The following is a 17,971-nucleotide window of genomic DNA, read 5'->3' as shown; positions in this document are numbered from 1 at the left end:
GTGGGGGAGGCGACGACCGGGCGCTCCGACCGGTTGGGGGCGGTCGCCGCCGCGCTGGCCGCCCCGCCGGAGCAGCCCGGAACCCCGTCACCCGACGGGGTCGACTCTCCGCTGCTCGGCGCGGCCCGGGACGTCCTGCGCGGAGTGGTGGCCTCGGTGGAGGAACCGATCGCGGGCGGCCGGTACAAGGTCTTCGGCAACGCCGACCTCGCGGTCGTCCCGACCACGTCCACCATCGCGTCGCACCTGCCCCGCGCGGTGGGGACCGGGTTCGCCGTCGAGCGGCTGCGCCGGCTGGCCGCCGGGCGTCCGCCGCACGACCATGAGGGGTACGACGCCGCCGGATCGCCGGACGGCGTCGCCCGGGAGGAGGACGGCCCCGGTTGGGAGGAGAACGGCGCCGGCCGGCAGGAGAACGGGGCGGGCCCGGACGCTGTCCCGTCGCCACTGCCCGGCGGGAGCGCTGACGCCGTACCGCCGCCCTTCGAGACGACCGATGCGGTGCGCCCGGCGTGGCCGGACGACGCCATCGTGGTGTGTTCCTTCGGGGACGCCTCGATCAACCATGCCAACGCGGCGGCCGCCTTCAACACGGTGGGCTGGTGCGACCACAGCGGACTGCGGGTACCGGTGCTCTTCGTCTGCGAGGACAACGGGCTGGGGAGTGTGCGTTCCCCGCGCGAATGGGTGGCCGCCAACCTGCGGAGCCGCCCCGGCCTGCGGTACTTCGCGGCGGACGGCACCGACCTGGTCGACGCGTACGACACGGCGGTGGAGGCGGCGGAGTGGGTACGCCGGCACCGGCGGCCGGCGGTGCTGCACCTGGACACGGTCCGGCTGATGGGGCACGCCGGAGCCGACGCCGAGACCGCGTACCGGGACAGCGCCGAGATCACCGCCGACCTCGACCGTGATCCGGTGGTCGCCACGGCCCGGCTGGTGGTCGGGGCGGGCCTGCTCACGCCGGAGGAACTGCTGGCCCGGTACGACGAGATCGGCTGGCAGATCCGCAGGATCGCCGAAGAGGTGATCGGTGAGCCGAAACTCGCCACCGCCGCGGACATCATGGCCCCGCTGGCCGGCCGTCGGCCGGTACGCGTGTCGCACGCGGTCGCCGACGCCGCCGTACGGGCCGCGGGACCGGCCGCCGCCGCCCGGCTCCGCGCGTTCCGGGGCCGGTTGCCGGAGGAGTCCGGACCGCTCACGCTCGCCCAGAGCATCAACGCCGCCCTCGCCGACGGCCTGCTCGACCACCCCGGGATGCTGGTCTTCGGGGAGGACGTGGCCGCCAGGGGCGGCGTGTACGGGGTCACCAAGGGGCTGCGGGACCGCTTCGGCGCGTCCCGGGTCTTCGACACCCTGCTCGACGAGACGTCGATCCTCGGCCTCGGTCTGGGCGCCGGGCTGACCGGGATGCTGCCGGTACCCGAGATCCAGTACCTGGCCTACCTGCACAACGCCGAGGACCAGTTGCGGGGCGAGGCGGCCACCATGCGGTTCTTCTCCCAGGGCGCGTTCGGTAACCCGATGGTGGTCCGGGTGGCCGGACTGGCGTACCAGGAGGGCTTCGGCGGGCACTTCCACAACGACAACTCGGTGGCCGTACTCCGGGACGTGCCGGGCCTGGTGGTGGCCGTGCCGTCCCGGGCCGAGGATGCCGCGCCGATGCTGCGGTCCTGCCTGGCCAGTGCGGCGGTGGACGGCAGTGTCTGCGTCTTCCTGGAGCCGATCGCGCTCTACCACACCCGGGACCTGCACCTGCCGGGCGACGGTGAGTGGCTCGGTGGTTACCTGGGGCCCGGCGACTGGTCCGCCGGGCACGTGCCGATCGGGCGCGCCCGGGTGTACGGCGTCGGATCGGCCGAGGATCTCACCATCCTCACGTTCGGTAACGGCGTACCCATGTCGTTGCGGGCCGCGAACCACCTCGCCGAGGAGGGGGTCGGTACCCGGGTGGTGGATCTGCGCTGGCTCTCCCCGCTGCCGGTGGCCGATCTGATCCGGGAGGCGTCGGCGACGGGAAGGGTGCTGGTGGTGGACGAGACGCGCCGTTCCGGCGGGGTCGGGGAGGGGGTGATCGCCGCCCTGGTCGACGGGGGATATGTCGGTTCTGTGCGTAGAGTAGCCGGGGTTGACTCTTTTGTGCCCTTAGGTCCGGCTGTCCGCGAAGTGCTGGTCTCCGAGAATGCCATTACCCAGGGTGCCCGTACGCTGCTGGCGCGGTAAATTCCGTTCCACTCGGTGCGCCACTTGCGCGCAGGGGCACAACTTGTGTGGACTCTGCACTAACGGTGTCGGACGGATGCCGGGAGCAGGGATGAGATGAGGAGGCACGCGACAGTGAGCGCGACCGCTGGTCAGGCCGCCGACGGGGTACGCAGCCTGGCGGACCGGTTCGGGATCGAGCCGGGCATGGTCGTCATGGAGATGGGGTACGACGACGACGTCGACCAGGATCTCCGGGACGCCCTGACCGACCGCTGTGGAGAGCTGGTCGACGAGGACACCGACGAGGTGGTCGACGCGGTGCTGGTCTGGTACCGCGACGGGGACGGTGACCTCTTCGAGCTTCTCGTCGACGCCCTGGGGCCGTTGGCCGACAACGGGGTGGTGTGGCTGCTGACCCCGAAGGCGGGGCGCGAGGGGCACGTCGAGCCGAGCGAGATCTCCGAGTCGGCACCCACGGCCGGCCTGCAGCAGACGTCCACCGTCAACGCCGGCCGGGACTGGAGCGGCGCCCGCCTCGTCCTGCGGCGTGGCGCGAAGGCCAAGAAGTAGGCGTTCCACACGCCACAGAGGGGGACGGGTGCCGGTCGTCTGGCCGGACATCCGTGGCACGCTAGGTGCCACCGCGACTATCCAAGGAGCTTGCATGCCGATCGAGGTTGGCGCCGAGGCGCCGGACTTCGTACTCAAGGACCAGAACAACCAGGAGGTCCGGCTCTCGGACTACCGGGGTAAGCGCACCGTGCTGCTGGTCTTCTACCCGCTGGCGTTCACCGGGATCTGCCAGGGTGAGCTGTGCGAGGTGCGGGACAACCTCAACGAGTACGTCAACGACGACGTCCAGGTGCTCACCGTCAGCGTCGACTCGGTCTACGCCCACAAGATCTGGGCCGAGAAGGAGGGCTACCAGTTCCCGCTGCTGGCCGACTTCTGGCCGCACGGCGCCGTCGCCCAGGCGTACGGGGTCTTCAACGAGACCGCCGGCATCGCGAACCGGGGCACCTTCGTCATCGACCGGGCCGGCGTCGTCCGGTTCGCCGAGATGAACATGCCGGGCGAGGCCCGTGACCAGCAGGGTTGGCGCAAGGCACTGGCGGACGCCGCCGCAGCCTGATCCGCCGTACCGCCCGTGCGGCGGCCCGGGAGCCGGCAGGGTAAGCTTGCCAGCCACCGGCCCGCCGCACAGGGCGATCCGGGCGCGTAGCTCAGTGGGAGAGCACTCGCCTTACAAGCGAGGGGTCGCAGGTTCGAAACCTGCCGCGCCCACCACGTACCACCCGCACCACCGTCGAGCGTGCGGATCACCGGCACGCGGGATTCCCCCGCCCCCGTCCATCGACCGTGGTGGTCGCTTTGTTCGGTACCGGGCGGGTGTGTCTGGCACTGTTGATCGCATGGTCGCCACTACCCGCTCCCGCCTCACCGACTGGACCGTCGTCGTACCCCTGATCGCGGTCCTGGTTCTGGTCGTGACCTGGGGGCGTGAGTTACCCGCGATCATGGTGCTGGTGGTGGCCCTGTTCCTGGCCGGGGCGGTGCTCGCCGCGGTACACCACGCCGAGGTGGTGGCCCACCGGGTGGGCGAGCCGTTCGGCTCGCTGGTGCTCGCGGTGGCGGTCACGGTGATCGAGGTGGCGCTGATCGTCACGCTCATGATCAGCGGCGGGGACAAGACCCAGGCACTCGCCCGGGACACCGTCTTCGCCGCCGTCATGATCACCTGCAACGGCATCCTCGGCCTGTCCCTGCTGCTCGGTGCCCTGCGCCGACGGGTGGCGACGTTCAATCCGGAGGGCACCGGTGGCGCCCTGGCCACGGTCACCACCCTCGCCGCGCTCAGCCTCGTGGTGCCGACGTTCACCACCAGCCGGCCCGGGCCGGAGTTCTCCCCGCCCCAGCTCGCCTTCGCCGCCGTGGCCTCCCTCGGCCTCTACGGTCTCTTCGTCATGGTGCAGACCGGCCGGCACCGCGACTACTTCCTCCCGGTCGACAACGAGGGTCGGGTGCTCGACTCGGCGGAGCACGCCGACCCGCCGTCCGGGCGGGCCGCCGTGGCGAGCCTCGCCCTGCTGGTCATCGCCCTGGTCGCCGTCGTCGGGCACGCCAAGTCGGTCTCCCCGTCCATCGAGGCCGGGGTGGCCGCCGCCAACCTGCCACACGGCGTCGTGGGCGTGGTCATCGCGCTGCTGGTGCTGCTGCCCGAGACCCTCGCCGCCGCCCGGGCCGCCCGCCGGGACCGGGTGCAGATCAGCCTGAACCTCGCCCTGGGTTCCGCGATGGCGAGCATCGGCCTGACCATTCCGGCCATCGCCCTCGCGTCGATCTGGCTCGACGGGCCGCTGCTGCTGGGCCTGGGCGGTACCCAGATGGTGCTGTTGGCGCTCACCGTGGTCACCGGGGTCCTCACCGTCGTACCCGGGCGGGCGACCCTGCTCCAGGGTGGCGTGCACCTGTCCCTGCTGGCCGCCTTCCTCTTCCTCGCCGCCAGTCCGTGACGCACTCCGTTGCCGGGTCGGTGCCGCACCCCGGGTCGGTGCCGCACCCCGGGTTCGTGCCGCACCCCGGTGCCGGCTCTGTGCCGCACCCCGACGGGCAGCCTGTCTGGTACGGCGTCGACCGGCCGGAGGTGGCGGTCCTGATCGGGTTGCAGGGGTCGGGCAAGTCGACCTTCTGCCGTCGGTACCTGGCGGCCAGCCACGTGGTGGTCAGCAAGGACGCCTTCCCCCACGCCCGGCACCGGCAGCGTCGCCAGATGCGCCTGGTCGAGGAGGCGCTGGCCGGGGGACGGTCAGTCGCGGTGGACAACACCAACCCGTCCCCGGCGGAGTGGCAACCGCTGGTCGGGGCCGCCCGGCAGTACGGCGCGACGACCGTCGGGTACTGGTTCCCGCCCGACGTGCCGGCGGCCCTGGCCCGCAACGCCGCCCGCCAGGGTCGGGCCCGGGTACCCGAGGTCGGCATCTTCGCCACCCTCAAGCGGCTGCGCCGACCGCAGCCGACGGACGGATTCGACCGGCTGTACGAGGTCCGGATCGACGGTCGGGGCGGTTTCACCGTCGAACCGGTGCCCGAGCCGGGGGCGGCCGAGGGGGACGGCCGGGATACCGCCACCGGGTAAGATGATCATGTGGTCGCGGCACTGGAGCTGTATCTCGACACCGTCGCCACCCGACGGATCCGGGTGCTCTGGGACGCGTTGGAGTCCGAGGGAGTGCAGAGCATGCGCTCGCTGCTGGACCAGCGGCACCGGCCACACGTCTCGCTGGCCGTCGCGCCCCGGTTCGACCCGGAACAGGTCGCCGGGGCGCTCGCCGGGCTGGAGGTGGCCGCGCCGCTGCGACTGTCGTTCCAGCACGCCGGTCAGTTCGTCGGCCGGGTGCTCTGGCTCGGCCCCACCCCGACCGCCGAGCTGCTGGCCCACCACGCCGAGGTGCACACCCGGCTGGCCCGGGCCGGGATCGGTCTCGTCGCGCACTACCAGCCGGGTCACTGGGTACCGCACTGCACGCTGTCGATGCGGGTACCGAACCCGCTGATGGCCGCTGCGGTACGTCGCTGTCTGGAGTTCCTGCCGATCGAGGCGACCGTGGTCGGCGCCGCCATCACCGACCATGCCCGGGGGATCGCCCACCCGCTGGCCTGACTGTGAGGCTGGCCCGACCCGGCTGGCCGGTCCGCGCGGTCAGTCGGTGGACGGGTTCGCCGTACCCCGGGCGAACGTCTCGATCGCGGACAGGTCCGCCGGTTGCAGACCCCGGCCGGGGGACGGCCGGAGCAGCAGGGCGGTGCCGGCGGTGACCGCCGCGTCGAGGACCGGATCCGCCGTGGGGATCGCCTCGTCGTCGGTCCAGACCAGCCGCCGGCCGGCGGACAGCATCCGATGTGCCGCCGCCAGCTTCAACGGCCACGAGTGGGCGCCCGGCGGCACCGGGGTGACGGTGAGGGCCCGCTCCAGCGGCGGGAACCGCCACAGCCGTTCCAGCGCCGTCGCGTCCGGGCACCAGGTGCTGCACCAGCGGACCTCCACCAGACCACTGCCGTGCAGGGACCGGATCCGCTCGACCAGGGCGGGCGCCCACCGCAACCGGTACTCGTAGTGGTCGACAGCCGACCAGGCGACGCCACTGCGGGGCGGCGCGCCCCAACCCGGGCGTACCGCGTTGACCACCCCGTCCACGTCGAGCAGCCAGACCGGTACCGCGGCCCCCATGGTGTCTCCTTCCATTGCCTGACGTCCCGGTCGGGTCCGTCCTGCCCGAAAATCCGGTTCGACCCGGATCCCGCCTCCGGGGGGCGCCCGCCAGCGTGCCACCGGTAGGCATGGGCCGGTGGTGAGCGGGTAGCCACGGTCGGGCGCACCTGGGGAGGAGCGACGATGACGGATGGCGGCGGGGGCCCGCGGATCGGGGTGCTCGGCTCGTACGGCGGGCGGAACCTCGGCGACGAGGCGATCCTGACCGGCCTGCTCGCCGATCTCCGGCAGCTCAGACCGGATGCCCGGATCGTGGTCTTCTCCCGGTACCCGGACCATACCCGCCGGACGCACCCGACGGTGGAGGCGGTGCCCTGGGAGGGCGTCAGCCGGGCCGACTCCGGGACCGTACTCGACCGGTTGGACCTGCTGATCCTCGGCGGTGGCGGGATCCTCTACGACCGGGAGGCCCGGCGCTACCTGCGGGTGGTCCTGGCGGCCCAGGAACGGGGGTTGCCCGTGGTGACCTGGGCGGTCGGTGTCGGCCCGCTCAACGAGGCTCTGGACTGCGCGATGGTCCGGGAGACCCTGGCCGAGGCGGTCCAGGTGACGGTCCGGGACGAGGAATCCCGACAGGTACTCGAAGAGGCCGGGGTGCGGACCCCCATCACGGTCACCGGCGACCCGGCCTTCCTGCTGGAACCGGAGCCGTTCGACGCGGCTCTGCTCCGCGAGGAAGGCGTACCGGCCGGCCGCCGTCTGGTCGGGATGAGCGTCCGGGAGCCGGGGCGCGCGGCCGAACGGCTGGACGTCGACGGGTACCACCGACTGCTCGCCCAGGTCGGTGACTTCCTGGTGCACCGGCTCGACGCGTACGTGCTCTTCGTCCCGATGGAGCGGGACGACATCCGGCACTCGCACGGCGTGCTGTCGCACATGACCGCCGCCGAACGGGGCCGGATCCTGCACGGCGACTACTCGCCCCAGCAGGTCTTCGGACTGATGCCGCACTTCGACATCGCGGTGGGTATGCGGCTGCACTTCCTGATCTTCGCGGCGCTCTCCGGTATCCCGTTCCTGCCGTTGCCGTACGCCGGCAAGGTCTTCGACCTCGCCCAGCGGCTCGGTGTACCCGCGCTCAAGGGCGTGGCCCGGGAGGTGGAAGGTCCGCTGCTCGCGGAGGTCGACCGGCTGTGGGACGAGCGGGACGCCCGCGCGGAGGCGGTCACGCCGCGCGTGCGCACGGTCTGCGAGCAGGCCCAGGGTACGGCGCGGGCGATGCAGCCGCTGCTGCGCGGCCTGCGGATGCGGACACCGGTCGGCATCGCGCGCTGACCGGGCGGGTCGCGGGCCCTCAGACCGCCGGGCCGCGCCACCGGTAGATCCAGGTCGTACCCTGTCCGGCCACCGACTCCAACTCGTAGATCTCCGCCTCGGCGAGCCCGGCGGGGCCGAGGTGGTGGTGGGTGAGCGGGGGACGGCCGTTGCTGTCCAACTCGACCATGACGGTCTCGCCGTCGGCGCTTCCGCCCACCAGGCTGATCTCTACGGTGGATGCCATGCTGTCATCCTGCCCGGTGCCGGGCAGGTTCGCAGCGGATCACGTGGCCCCCCACGGGATCCGCCCTGTTAAAAAGGGGCCCTTCCGCTACCGAATGCGTTAATAGGGGGCCCTTCCTTACCGCCTATCCTGGGCGGCGAACGTCGTCCCAGGGAGCGGGTGTGCTGGTCTTTCACGGGGTGTGGCTGCCGGAGGCGGCCGGCCTGGCGCTCTGGGCCGAGGATCCGGCGCTGCCGGCCCGGCCACCGCGCCGCCCCGGCCGGCCACCCCGGGAACGACCGCACCCGTACGCCGCCGGTCACGCCGAGCTGCTGGCCACCCTGCTGGAGGGGGGTGCCGACCGGCTGGGCGGGGCCGGTGACGACGTCCGGGACGTGGCCGGCAAGGCGGTGTCGGGCTCGATCGGGCTCGCCCTGCCCACCCGGGGCGGCGCTCCGGTGGACTCCCCGGAACTGGTGCGTACCGCCGACCCCGATCCGCAGCGCGGTCCGGTCACCCTCGCCGCCTGGCGGGTCGCCACCCTGGAGTACGACGTCGACGACGCGTTGACGCTGCTGCGCGGGCTGCCGGGTACCGGCCTGCCGACCGGCGCCGGACTGCGGCACCTGGCGGCGACCGTCGACCTGGCTGTCGACCTGGTGTCCCGGGGCCGGGTCCTGCCCGGTGTCGAAGCGCCGGACCGGGGACCGACGGTCGTGGGACCGCCCGGAGTCGGGCGCGCAGGCGGCGGGCGGCCCGACGGCAGGGCCGGGAACGCGGGGCGGGTACCCGGCCGGGCGGTGTGGCGACCGCTGCTCACCGGAGCCGACGCCGAGTGGGCCCGGGCGCTCGCCATGGCCCTGCCCCCGGCGGTCCGCGCCGCCGTACCGGAACTGCCGGCCGGGGCACTCCTCGCCGACGTCCTAGACCGGCTCACCGACGCCGCCGCCCGGACCGCTCTCGACGGGGTACGCCTCGCCGAGCCGGAGCGCGGGGAGCCCTCCCGTGGCGCCGACCGCCGGGCGGGTCCCACCGGAGCGGGCGTCCACCGACCCGGCCCGGTGGTCACCGGTTGGCTGGGGGCGCTCACCGGTCGGCAGCGCACCTTCACCGCCCCGGCCGCCGCCCTGGCCACCCTCGCCACCGAACTGGCCGACTGGCAGCGGGACGCCGCCGGGAGCGCCGTCCGGGGCTGTTTCCGGCTGGTCGAACCCGCCGCGCAACCGGACCTCTTCGACCAGGCGGCCGACGCGGCGGCCGACGGGGATTCGTGGCGGGTGACCTTCGGGCTCCAGGCCGCCGACGAGCCGGGCCTGGTGGCCACCGCCGGGGACGTCTGGGCGCAGGTGGAACTGCCACCCGGCTTGGCCGGGCGGCTGGCCGCGCCCCAGGAGACCCTGCTGACCGAACTCGGCCGGGCCAGCCGGCTCTGGCCGGAACTCGACACGGCACTGCGTACCGCCACGCCGGAGGCCCTGGAACTGGACACCGAGGGCGCGCACCGGTTCCTGCGCGAGGGTGCCCCGCTGCTGCACGCCGCCGGATTCGGGGTCCTGCTGCCGGGCTGGTGGGGACGGCCGGCCGCCCGGCTGGGCGCACGGTTGCAGGCCCGGAGCCGGACCGCGCCGGGCACGGTGGCGACGGCCAGCGGGCTCGACACGCTGGCCCTGGTCGACTACCGCTGGGAGGTGGCGCTCGGCGACCAGCCGCTGACCGCTGAGGAACTGGCCGCCCTCGCCGAGGCGAAGACCCCGCTGGTCCGGCTGCGTGGCCAGTGGGTGGAACTGGACCCCCGGCGGCTGCGCGCCGGCCTGCGGCTGCTGCGCTCCGCAGGCCGGTCGACCGTCGCGGAACTGCTGCACCTGGCCCGGACCGTGCAGGACGACCCGCAGGCGCCGCCGGTGCTGGCGGTGACCGCCGACGGTGCCCTCGGCGACCTGCTCGCCGGTCGGGCGGAGCAGCGGCTCACCGCCCTCGACGAACCGCCCGGGTTCACCGGTACGCTCCGGCCCTACCAGCGGCGCGGGTACGCCTGGCTGGCCTTCCTGGCGTCCCTGGGGCTCGGCGGCGTACTCGCCGACGACATGGGGCTGGGCAAGACCGTCCAACTGCTCGCCCTGTTCGCCGCCGACCCGCCGGACGCCGGCCCCACCCTGCTGGTCTGCCCGGTGTCACTGGTCGGCAACTGGCAGCGGGAGGCCGCCCGGTTCACCCCGGGCCTGCGGGTGCACGTGCACCACGGCGCGGAACGGGCGCGCGGCGACCGGTTCGCCGAGGCGGCCGGTGGCGCGGACCTGGTCCTGACCACCTACGCGGTGGCCGCCCGGGACGCCGCCGAACTGGCCGGGGTCGACTGGCACCGGGTCGTGGTCGACGAGGCGCAGGCGATCCGGAACGCGGCGACCCGGCAGGCCGAGGCGGTCCGCGCGATCCCCGCCCGGCACCGGATCGCGGTGACCGGTACCCCGGTGGAGAACCGGCTCGCCGACCTGTGGTCCATCATGGAGTTCACCAATCCGGGGCTGCTCGGCGGCGCGGCCGGCTTCCGCAAACGGTACGCCGAACCCATCGAACGGCACGGTGACGACGCGGCGGCGGAACGCCTGCGCCGTCTCACCGGCCCGTTCCTGCTCCGCCGGCTGAAGACCGACGCCTCGATCATCTCCGACCTGCCGGAGAAGCTGGAGATGGAGGTGCTCTGCAACCTCACCACCGAACAGGCCGCGCTCTACCAGGCGGTGGTCGACGACATGCTGGCCCGGATCGAGTCCACTGACGGCATCGAGCGGCGGGGGCTGGTGCTGGCCACGATGACCAAACTCAAGCAGGTCTGCAACCATCCCGCCCAACTGCTCCGCGACGGCTCGGCCCTGCCCGGTCGTTCCGGCAAGTTGGCCCGGTTGGAGGAGATCCTCGACGAGGTGCTCGCCGCCGGGGAGAAGGCCCTGCTGTTCACCCAGTACGCCGAGTTCGGGCGGATGCTGCGCGGTCACCTGTCGGCGCGTACCGGCCGGGAGGTGCTGTACCTGCACGGCGGGGTGGGCAAGGCGGAACGGGACGCCCTGGTGTCCCGGTTCCAGTCCGACGGCGGGCCACCGCTGTTCGTCCTCTCGCTGAAGGCCGGCGGCACCGGGCTGACGCTGACCGCCGCCAACCACGTGGTGCACGTGGACCGGTGGTGGAACCCGGCGGTCGAGGACCAGGCCACCGACCGGGCGTTCCGGATCGGTCAGCGGAGACGGGTGCAGGTACGCAAGTTCGTCTGCGCCGGCACCGTCGAGGAACGGATCGCCGAGCTGGTCGGTACGAAACGTGGACTGGCCGCCCGGGTGGTCGGTACCGGTGAGCAGTGGCTGACCGGACTCTCCACCGGGGAGCTGCGTGAGGTGCTCAGCCTGCGTCCGGGGACGGTGGTCGGATGAGCACCGACCGGTTCGCCGGGTACGGCCCACCCAGGCGGGTCGACGGGGGGCTGCGGGCCCGCAGTACCCGGGGCGCGATCGGCGAGTCGTGGTGGGCGCGGCGCTTCCTCGACGTGCTGGAGTCCTTCGCCCTCGGTACCCGGCTCACCCGGGGGCGCGCGTACGCCCGCGCGGGTCAGGTGCTCGACCTGACGGTGGCGCCCGGCGAGGTGACCGCGACGGTGCAGGGCTCCCGGGTCCGGCCCTACCGGGTCCGGATCGGGATCGCCGCGTTCCCCGGGCCGCTCTGGGACCGGGTCGAGGCGACCCTGGCCGCCCAGGCGTTCTTCAGTGCCCGGCTGCTCGCCGGCGACCTGCCGGCCGAGTTGGAGCAGGTCTTCGTGGACCTGGGTACGCCGTTGTTCCCGCGCCGGATCGACGAACTGGACCAGCGCTGCGACTGCCCTGACTTCGCGGTGCCCTGCAAGCACCTGGCCGCCAGCTTCTACCTGCTGGCCGAGGCGTTCGACGCCGACCCGTTCCGGTTGCTGCACTGGCGCGGCCGGGGTCGGGACGACCTGCTGCACGGGCTGCGGGCCCGGCGGACCGGCCCGGCCACGCACGCGGTGACCCCGGAGGTCGGTCCAGCGCCGGCCGGAGCGCCCGATCCCGGACAGACCGGGTCGGCCGCAGCGGGTCCGGCCACGCCGGCCGAAGAGAGCGGGACGGCGACATCGACCGTCGGCACTGCGGCGGCGCTCACCGGACTACCCGAGCTGCCGCTCGCCGGGACGGTCGACCGGTACTGGCTGCCGCCGGTACCGCTGCCGGACCGCCGACCGCCGACCCTGGCCACGGAACCGGAGCTGCTGCTGCGCCAGCTCGGCCCGCCGGGCAGTGCCATCGGTGGGCCGGGCCTGGCGCAGCAGCTGCGCCGGGCGTACCGGGAATTCGGTGTCGACGGGGAGTCCCCCGACGGACCGTGACGGTCGGCGACGTCGGCGGTCTCACCACCAGCGGCGCCGGAACCGCCACATCAAGCCGGCGTTCACCAGCAGCACGAAGCCGCAGACGACGCCAGCCACCCGACCGGCCAGTACCGTGGTCGCGGGCAACGCGGCCCACAACACGATGGTCAACAGGATGAGCAGCCGGCCCCGGCGGGCCCGGGCCCGCCGATCGAGGCGGGCGAAGAACTGCGGATCGCTCTCCCGCAACTGGCGGGTGATCTGCTCGAACCTGCGCTGATCCTCTTTGCTCAGCATGACGCTGCCTCCCCCTCGCGGTTCAGCGGTTCGGCGGCATACCCGCTCCGGCGGCGGATCACGCGCTGCCGGACGCTGCTACTTCCCGGGTGGGGAGGGCAGCTTGGATTCCGCAGCGGAGGCTTAACGCATCCTTAAGTTTTGCTGTGCCGCCGTATCCACCGGACAGCGTCGGATGACCGGAAAACGTCACACCGGCTGCCCTTCGGGCGGTATCCGACCTGCTCGGGGTCGGTGGGGTCAGCCAACCGGTAAGGGGTGGAATTCCATACCGTCTGAGGACTGCCTTAAGTGTGGCGCCTGATGCGATTTCGGCTGTCTTGAAGGCCCTCCGGGGCTTGGTTACCTTGCCGTAGCGCAAGTAACTTCGCACCCCGCGTACCCCTCAAGTCGAAGTCGCCGCACCTCTCTGCCGTGCTCCGCGGCCGTGCCGGCGCGCCAGCAGAAAACGGGATTGGTACATGGCCGACCAGAATGTGCCACCGCCACGCCGGTCACCTGACGACCGCTGGACCGGACCGCAGCACCCCACCTCGGACGGGTACCGCGACCTGCACCGCCCGGCACAGCCCTGGGCTCCTCCCACCCGGTCCGACCACACCCACCGGGCGCCGGCCGACCACCGGGCGCCGGCCGATCACCGGGCGCCGCAGCCCGGCCCGCCCCGACGTGGTCCACAGTGGGTCGGTCCGGCCGGACTGCCCCCGGCCCGGGGTACCGGCCCGGCCGGCGGGGCCGGCCTGCCCGACCTGGACGACGATGACGACGACCGGCCGCGTACCGGCCGGCGCCGGGCCCTGGCCGCGCTCGGCGGTACCGCCGCCGTGGTCGCCGGTGGCGCCGCGTTGGCCATGTCACCGCAGCTGCGGGAACTGTTCGGCGGCGACCCGGCCGGTGACGCCACCGCCACTGCGGTGACCGACGGCAGCGCGGCCCGGCCCAGTGGCCAGCAACCCAGCCAGGTGCGTACCTACACCGAGCAGAACGAGAGCTACATGGGCTCCCGGGCCGGTGAGGCCCTCAAACGCAACGCGCCGACCGCCGGGCAGACGTACTCCGGCCCCGCCGCCGCTGCCGCCAACACGCGGGTGACGGTCAAGACGGTGCTGGCCAAGGATCCGGTACGGCACCTCGCCTCCCGGGCCACCTTCGGCGCGACGCCGAAGGTCCTCGCCGACATCAAGCGGATGGGAATCGACGCCTGGATCCGCTGGCAGCTCGACCCGGACAAGATCGCCCCGACCCGGGCCGAGCTGAAGCTCGCCGAACTGCCCAGCCTGAAGATGACCCCGACGCAGCTCCGCGAGCAGCGTGACCAGCTCAACGAGCGGGGGGTCCAGCCGGAGCGGGAGGTGGTCGACGCCACCATCGCCCGGCAGATCTGGTCCGACCGGCAGCTCTTCGAGGTGATGGTCGACTTCTGGAACGACTTCCTGCACGTCGCCGCCGACTTCGACGGGGGCGAGGCGCACCGGGGGTCCTTCGACCGGGACGTGGTCCGCAGGTACGCGCTGGCCAACTACCCGGACATGCTGGTCGCCGCGAACCGGCACCCGGCCCTGCTGCTCTACCTCAACCAGAACCAGTCCAGCAAGGACGCGGTCAACGAGAACCTGGCCCGGGAGAACCTGGAGCTGTACTCGGTCGGTGTGGACGGCGGCTACACCGAGTCCGACGTCCGGCAGGCCGCCCTGCTGCAGACCGGACGCGGCGTCAACAACGGCGAGTACGTCTTCCGGGGCGACCGGCACTACACCGGCAAGGTGAAGATCCTCGGCTTCACCCACGCGAACAGCTCCGCCGACCCGGCCCAGGCCGAGAAGGTCATCGACGCCTACCTCCGGTACATCGCGCTGCACCCGTCGACCGCCCGGTACGTCGCGCAGAGCCTGGCCACCCGGTTCGTCTCGGACACCCCACCGAAGACCCTGGTCGACCGGCTGGCCAAGAGCTACACCACCCACAAGGGCGCGGTGAAGCCACTGCTGACGACCCTGTTCAGCTCCTCGGAGTTCTGGGCGTCGGTCGGCCAGAAGGTACGCCGGCCGATGGAGTACCTGGTCGCCACGTACCGGGTGCTCGGCGTCTCGCCGGAGCCGTCCCCGGGTTACGACCACGGTGACCGCAAACGCACCCCGTACGGCGAGGGGCTCCGGCAGATCCACGAGAAACTGCGCCAGCTCGGCCAGTACCCGATGGGCCAGCCCACCCCGGACGGCTACCCGGACGTCTACCTGGCCTGGACCTCGGCCGGCACGATGGTCAACGGTTGGAACGAGGCCGGGGACATCCTCGGCGGCAACCGCCGGATGTTCTCCTACGTCAAGCCGGAGCAGCTCGCCAAGGCCGCGCCGACCGCCGGGGCGTACCTGGACGCGCTGGCGCTGCGGCTGGTGCACCAGAAGCTGACCGCCAAGGAGAAGGCGTTGATTCTCGGCATCGCCGGGGTCACGGCGACCGACCGGGTCGACGCCACGTTCAACGGGGCCATCACCGCGATCGCGCGGGCGCTCCTCGCTTCCCCCCAGCACCACCTCCGGTGAGGCACCCGATGGAGAAGACTGTGTACTCGTACCCCCTGCACCCCGACTGCCCCGACCTGCGGCGCCTGGCCGACAACCCGGCCGAGGCGGTGCTGCGCGCCGAAGCCGACGTCGTCGCCGCCGAGAACGCCGCCGAACGTGACCGGTACCTGCGGCTGGAGGCGGAGGAGGAGGCCCAGCAGGACGGCCGGGGGGTGACCCGGCGGACCTTCGTCGCGGGCGCCGCCGCCACCGCGACCGCCCTCGCCACCAGCCAGTTCGTCTCGACCCAGGCGTCCTTCGCGGCGACGCCGACCGGCACCCTGATCCACGTCTTCCTCTACGGCGGGCTGGACGGGCTCAGCCTGGTCGCCCCGGACGGTGACCCGGTGCTCGCCAGGGCCCGACCCGACCTGCTGCTCGGCAACGACTCCCTGCCGCTGTCCCGGGGATTCAAGCTGACCGGCGCGTTCGCCCCGCTGGAGAAGTGGCTGCGAGCCGGTCAGCTCGGCTTCGTCCCGGCGGTCTCCGACGAGCGGCTCTCCCGCAGCCACTTCCAGGCCGCCGACGCCTGCAACCTGGGTGGCCTACCGGGTGAGACCGGTGGCCGGGGCTGGCTGGACAGCCTGGTCGACGCGCTCGGCAAGGGCACCGCGTTCCGCAGCGTCGGCATCGGCAGCACCCTGCCCCGCTCGCTGGTCGGCACCAACGGCGCGCTCTCCCTGAACAGCGTCGGCTCGCTGCGGCTCAACGGCAACGAGAAGTACCGGGCGGCGACCGAGAAGGCCATCCGCGGCCTGTTCACCGGGATCAACCACCCGGTGGAGGAGGCCGTGCAGTCCGGGCTGGGGGCGCTGGCCACCGCGCAGAAGCTCGCCGCGAAGCCGTACCAGCCGGCCGACGGGGTGGAGTACACCGGCGTCGGCAACTCCTTCAAGCAGCTCGCGCAGCTCATCAAGGGCGGCGCCAACGTCCGGGTGGCCACCGTCGGGATGGGCGGCTACGACACCCACGAGAACCAGGGCACCCGCGAGGGCGGCCAACTGTACCGCCGGCTCAACGAACTGGCCGGTGCGCTGGCCGCGTTCTTCACCGACCTCGGTGACCGGGCGGCCGACGTGACGGTCATGGTGTCCAGCGAGTTCGGCCGCCGGGTCGCCTCCAACAGCGGCGGCACCGACCACGGGCACGGTGGGGTGGTCACCATCCTGTCCGGTCGGAAGCTGGCCGGTTCGCTGCTCGGCAACTGGGACGGTCTCGACAAGCTGGACAGTGGCGACGTACCGGAATACAACAACATGTTCAACGTGTACGGCTCGGTGGCCCAGGGCCGCTTCGGGCTGACTGTTGCCGAAGTCGACAAGATTTTCCCCCGACAGAAGTACACCCCGATCAAGCTGTACGCGTGACCCAAGGATCCGCGCACGCCGCCGGCCGCCGGACGATCCAGGCGGTGCTCTGGGTCGGCCTGCTGGTCAGCGTGCTGCCCTGGTGGCTGGGCACCCCGGCCGGCTCGGTGGAGGGCAGCACCGGGGTGCTCACCGCCGCCGGCCGGATCACCGGCCTGGTCGCCGGGTACCTGCTGATGGTGCAGGTCCTGCTGATGAGCCGGCTGGGCGTACTGGAACGCCGGATCGGCGGCGAGGAACTGGCCCGCTGGCACCGGGACGTCGGGCCCACCCTGCTGGTCGCCGTCCTCGCCCACATGTCCCTGATCCTCACCGGGTACGCCGCGCAGCGGGGCCACTCGGTGCTCGCCGAGGCCGGCGTGCTGCTCCGCGACTACCACGACATGCTGGGCGCGTTCGTCGCCGCCGGCATCATGGTGGTCCTCGGCTTCACCGGCATCCGGGCCGTCCGGACCGCCCTGCCCTACGAACTGTGGTACCTGCTGCACCTGGGCAGCTACCTGGCACTGCTGCTCGGCTTCGGCCACCAGGTCGCCAACGGACAGCAGCTCTTCCGCCCGGGGTTCGCCCAGACCTGGTGGCAGACCCTCTACCTGCTGGTGCTCGCCGCACTGCTCTGGGGTCGGGTCGTCGCACCGCTGGCGTTCAACCTGCGGCACCGGCTGCGGGTCACCGACGTGGTCGCGGAGAGCCCGGACACCGTGTCGATCTACCTCACCGGCCGGCACCTCGACCGGCTGCGGGTACACGGTGGACAGTTCTTCCGCTGGCGCTTCCTGGCCCCCGGGCACTGGTGGCAGTCGCATCCGTTCTCGCTCTCCGCCCCGGCCAACGGCACCTGGCTGCGGCTGACCGTCAAGGTGGTCAGCGGCTACACCGCCAGCCTGGGGCGGCTGCGCCCCGGTACCCGGGTCTGGGCCCAGGGCCCGTCCGGCACCTTCACCGCCGCCCACCGGCGTACCGACCGGGTCCTGCTGATCGCCGGGGGCAGCGGCATCACCCCGATCCGCGCCCTGCTGGAGGAACTACCCCCCGGGGCGGCCCTCGTCTACCGGGCCAGCACCCCGGACGACGTGCTGCTGCGCCGGGAACTGGACCTGCTGGTCGAGTCCCGCGACCTGGACCTGTGGTACGTCGTCGGCTCCCGCCACGACCCCGGCCCCCGGCAGGTGCTCAGCCCCGCCGGGCTGCGCCACCTCGTCCCGGACCTGACCCGGCGGGACGTCTACCTGTGCGGGCCACCCGGACTGGTCCGGGCCTCGGTGGACGCCCTGCGCCGCGCCGGGGTGCCCCGCCGGCAGATCCATCTGGCCAGCTTCGAGCTGTAACCCCCGACCGTCGGAAGGTCCGTCACATGCGTCGCGTCCTCCTCGCCGTCACCGGACTGGCCGCGAGCACGACCCTGCTGGTGGCTGT

General features: G+C 72.8%; 15 protein-coding genes and 1 tRNA gene. 13 read left to right on the top strand and 3 right to left on the bottom strand.

Features of this window, described 5'->3' with window-relative positions:
• The 7 genes from GSF22_RS16235 to GSF22_RS16205 all read left to right on the top strand — a co-directional run bounded on the left by GSF22_RS16235 (position 1) and on the right by GSF22_RS16205 (position 5,869).
• A complete protein-coding gene (locus tag GSF22_RS16235; protein WP_439957785.1) occupies positions 1-2,226 on the top strand; it encodes a transketolase C-terminal domain-containing protein in 2,226 nt (741 codons plus the stop codon).
• 114 nt (positions 2,227-2,340) lie between these two features.
• Positions 2,341-2,778: a DUF3052 domain-containing protein gene (locus GSF22_RS16230; protein ID WP_208814425.1), complete on the top strand. Its 438-nt coding sequence runs from the start codon at positions 2,341-2,343 to the stop codon at positions 2,776-2,778.
• Positions 2,779-2,872: 94 nt separating this feature from the next.
• A complete protein-coding gene (locus tag GSF22_RS16225) occupies positions 2,873-3,340 on the top strand; it encodes a peroxiredoxin (RefSeq protein ID WP_208814424.1) in 468 nt (155 codons plus the stop codon).
• 80 nt (positions 3,341-3,420) lie between these two features.
• Positions 3,421-3,495 (top strand) — tRNA-Val (locus tag GSF22_RS16220).
• Positions 3,496-3,620: 125 nt separating this feature from the next.
• The gene (locus GSF22_RS16215) at positions 3,621-4,721 is read left to right on the top strand and encodes a calcium:proton antiporter (RefSeq protein WP_208814423.1); all 1,101 of its coding nucleotides are present in this window, start codon (positions 3,621-3,623) and stop codon (positions 4,719-4,721) included.
• Positions 4,722-4,801: 80 nt separating this feature from the next.
• Positions 4,802-5,344, top strand: coding sequence for an ATP-binding protein (locus tag GSF22_RS16210; RefSeq protein WP_208814422.1), 543 nt, complete (start codon positions 4,802-4,804; stop codon positions 5,342-5,344).
• Between the two features lie 9 nt (positions 5,345-5,353).
• Entirely contained in the window at positions 5,354-5,869 is a 516-nt protein-coding gene (locus GSF22_RS16205) for a 2'-5' RNA ligase family protein (RefSeq protein ID WP_208814421.1), read from the top strand.
• Positions 5,870-5,908: 39 nt separating this feature from the next.
• Here the strand turns inward: GSF22_RS16205 and GSF22_RS16200 are convergent, their stop codons facing one another.
• Positions 5,909-6,436 carry a hypothetical protein gene (locus tag GSF22_RS16200; protein ID WP_208814420.1) on the bottom strand — a complete coding sequence of 176 codons (528 nt, stop codon included), beginning with the start codon at positions 6,434-6,436 and terminating at the stop codon, positions 5,909-5,911.
• A 165-nt stretch (positions 6,437-6,601) separates the two neighbouring features.
• On the opposite strand from GSF22_RS16200, the gene GSF22_RS16195 reads away from it, so the two are divergent.
• Positions 6,602-7,753 (top strand): polysaccharide pyruvyl transferase family protein, encoded by a 1,152-nt coding sequence (locus tag GSF22_RS16195; protein ID WP_208814419.1) that lies wholly within the window; start codon positions 6,602-6,604, stop codon positions 7,751-7,753.
• 19 nt (positions 7,754-7,772) lie between these two features.
• Here GSF22_RS16195 and GSF22_RS16190 read toward each other — a convergent pair whose 3' ends face one another.
• Positions 7,773-7,979, bottom strand: a complete 207-nt coding sequence (locus GSF22_RS16190; protein WP_208814418.1) for a hypothetical protein — start codon at positions 7,977-7,979, stop codon at positions 7,773-7,775.
• Between the two features lie 161 nt (positions 7,980-8,140).
• Between GSF22_RS16190 and GSF22_RS16185 the strand changes: the two genes are divergently transcribed.
• Positions 8,141-11,380, top strand: coding sequence for a DEAD/DEAH box helicase (locus GSF22_RS16185; protein ID WP_307804042.1), 3,240 nt, complete (start codon positions 8,141-8,143; stop codon positions 11,378-11,380).
• On the top strand, positions 11,377-12,345 hold the full coding sequence (locus tag GSF22_RS16180) for an SWIM zinc finger family protein (RefSeq protein WP_208814416.1): 969 nt from the start codon (positions 11,377-11,379) through the stop codon (positions 12,343-12,345). Before GSF22_RS16185 ends, GSF22_RS16180 begins: the two co-directional genes overlap by 4 nt.
• Before the next feature lie 21 nt (positions 12,346-12,366).
• On the opposite strand, the gene GSF22_RS16175 is transcribed toward GSF22_RS16180, so the two are convergent.
• The gene (locus tag GSF22_RS16175) at positions 12,367-12,624 is read right to left on the bottom strand and encodes a DUF3040 domain-containing protein (RefSeq protein ID WP_208814415.1); all 258 of its coding nucleotides are present in this window, start codon (positions 12,622-12,624) and stop codon (positions 12,367-12,369) included.
• Between the two features lie 461 nt (positions 12,625-13,085).
• Between GSF22_RS16175 and GSF22_RS16170 the strand changes: the two genes are divergently transcribed.
• The 3 genes from GSF22_RS16170 to GSF22_RS16160 are packed head-to-tail and all read left to right on the top strand — an operon-like array spanning position 13,086 to position 17,883.
• The gene (locus tag GSF22_RS16170; protein WP_208814414.1) at positions 13,086-15,167 is read left to right on the top strand and encodes a DUF1800 domain-containing protein; all 2,082 of its coding nucleotides are present in this window, start codon (positions 13,086-13,088) and stop codon (positions 15,165-15,167) included.
• A gap of 8 nt (positions 15,168-15,175) precedes the next feature.
• On the top strand, positions 15,176-16,555 hold the full coding sequence (locus tag GSF22_RS16165; protein ID WP_208814413.1) for a DUF1501 domain-containing protein: 1,380 nt from the start codon (positions 15,176-15,178) through the stop codon (positions 16,553-16,555).
• The gene (locus GSF22_RS16160) at positions 16,552-17,883 is read left to right on the top strand and encodes a ferredoxin reductase family protein (protein WP_208814412.1); all 1,332 of its coding nucleotides are present in this window, start codon (positions 16,552-16,554) and stop codon (positions 17,881-17,883) included. Before GSF22_RS16165 ends, GSF22_RS16160 begins: the two co-directional genes overlap by 4 nt.
• Positions 17,884-17,971 lie beyond the last annotated feature (88 nt).

This window comes from Micromonospora echinofusca (assembly GCF_017614955.1).
Taxonomy (GTDB): domain Bacteria; phylum Actinomycetota; class Actinomycetes; order Mycobacteriales; family Micromonosporaceae; genus Micromonospora; species Micromonospora echinofusca_A.
This window is presented reverse-complemented; position numbering and strand designations above follow the sequence as displayed.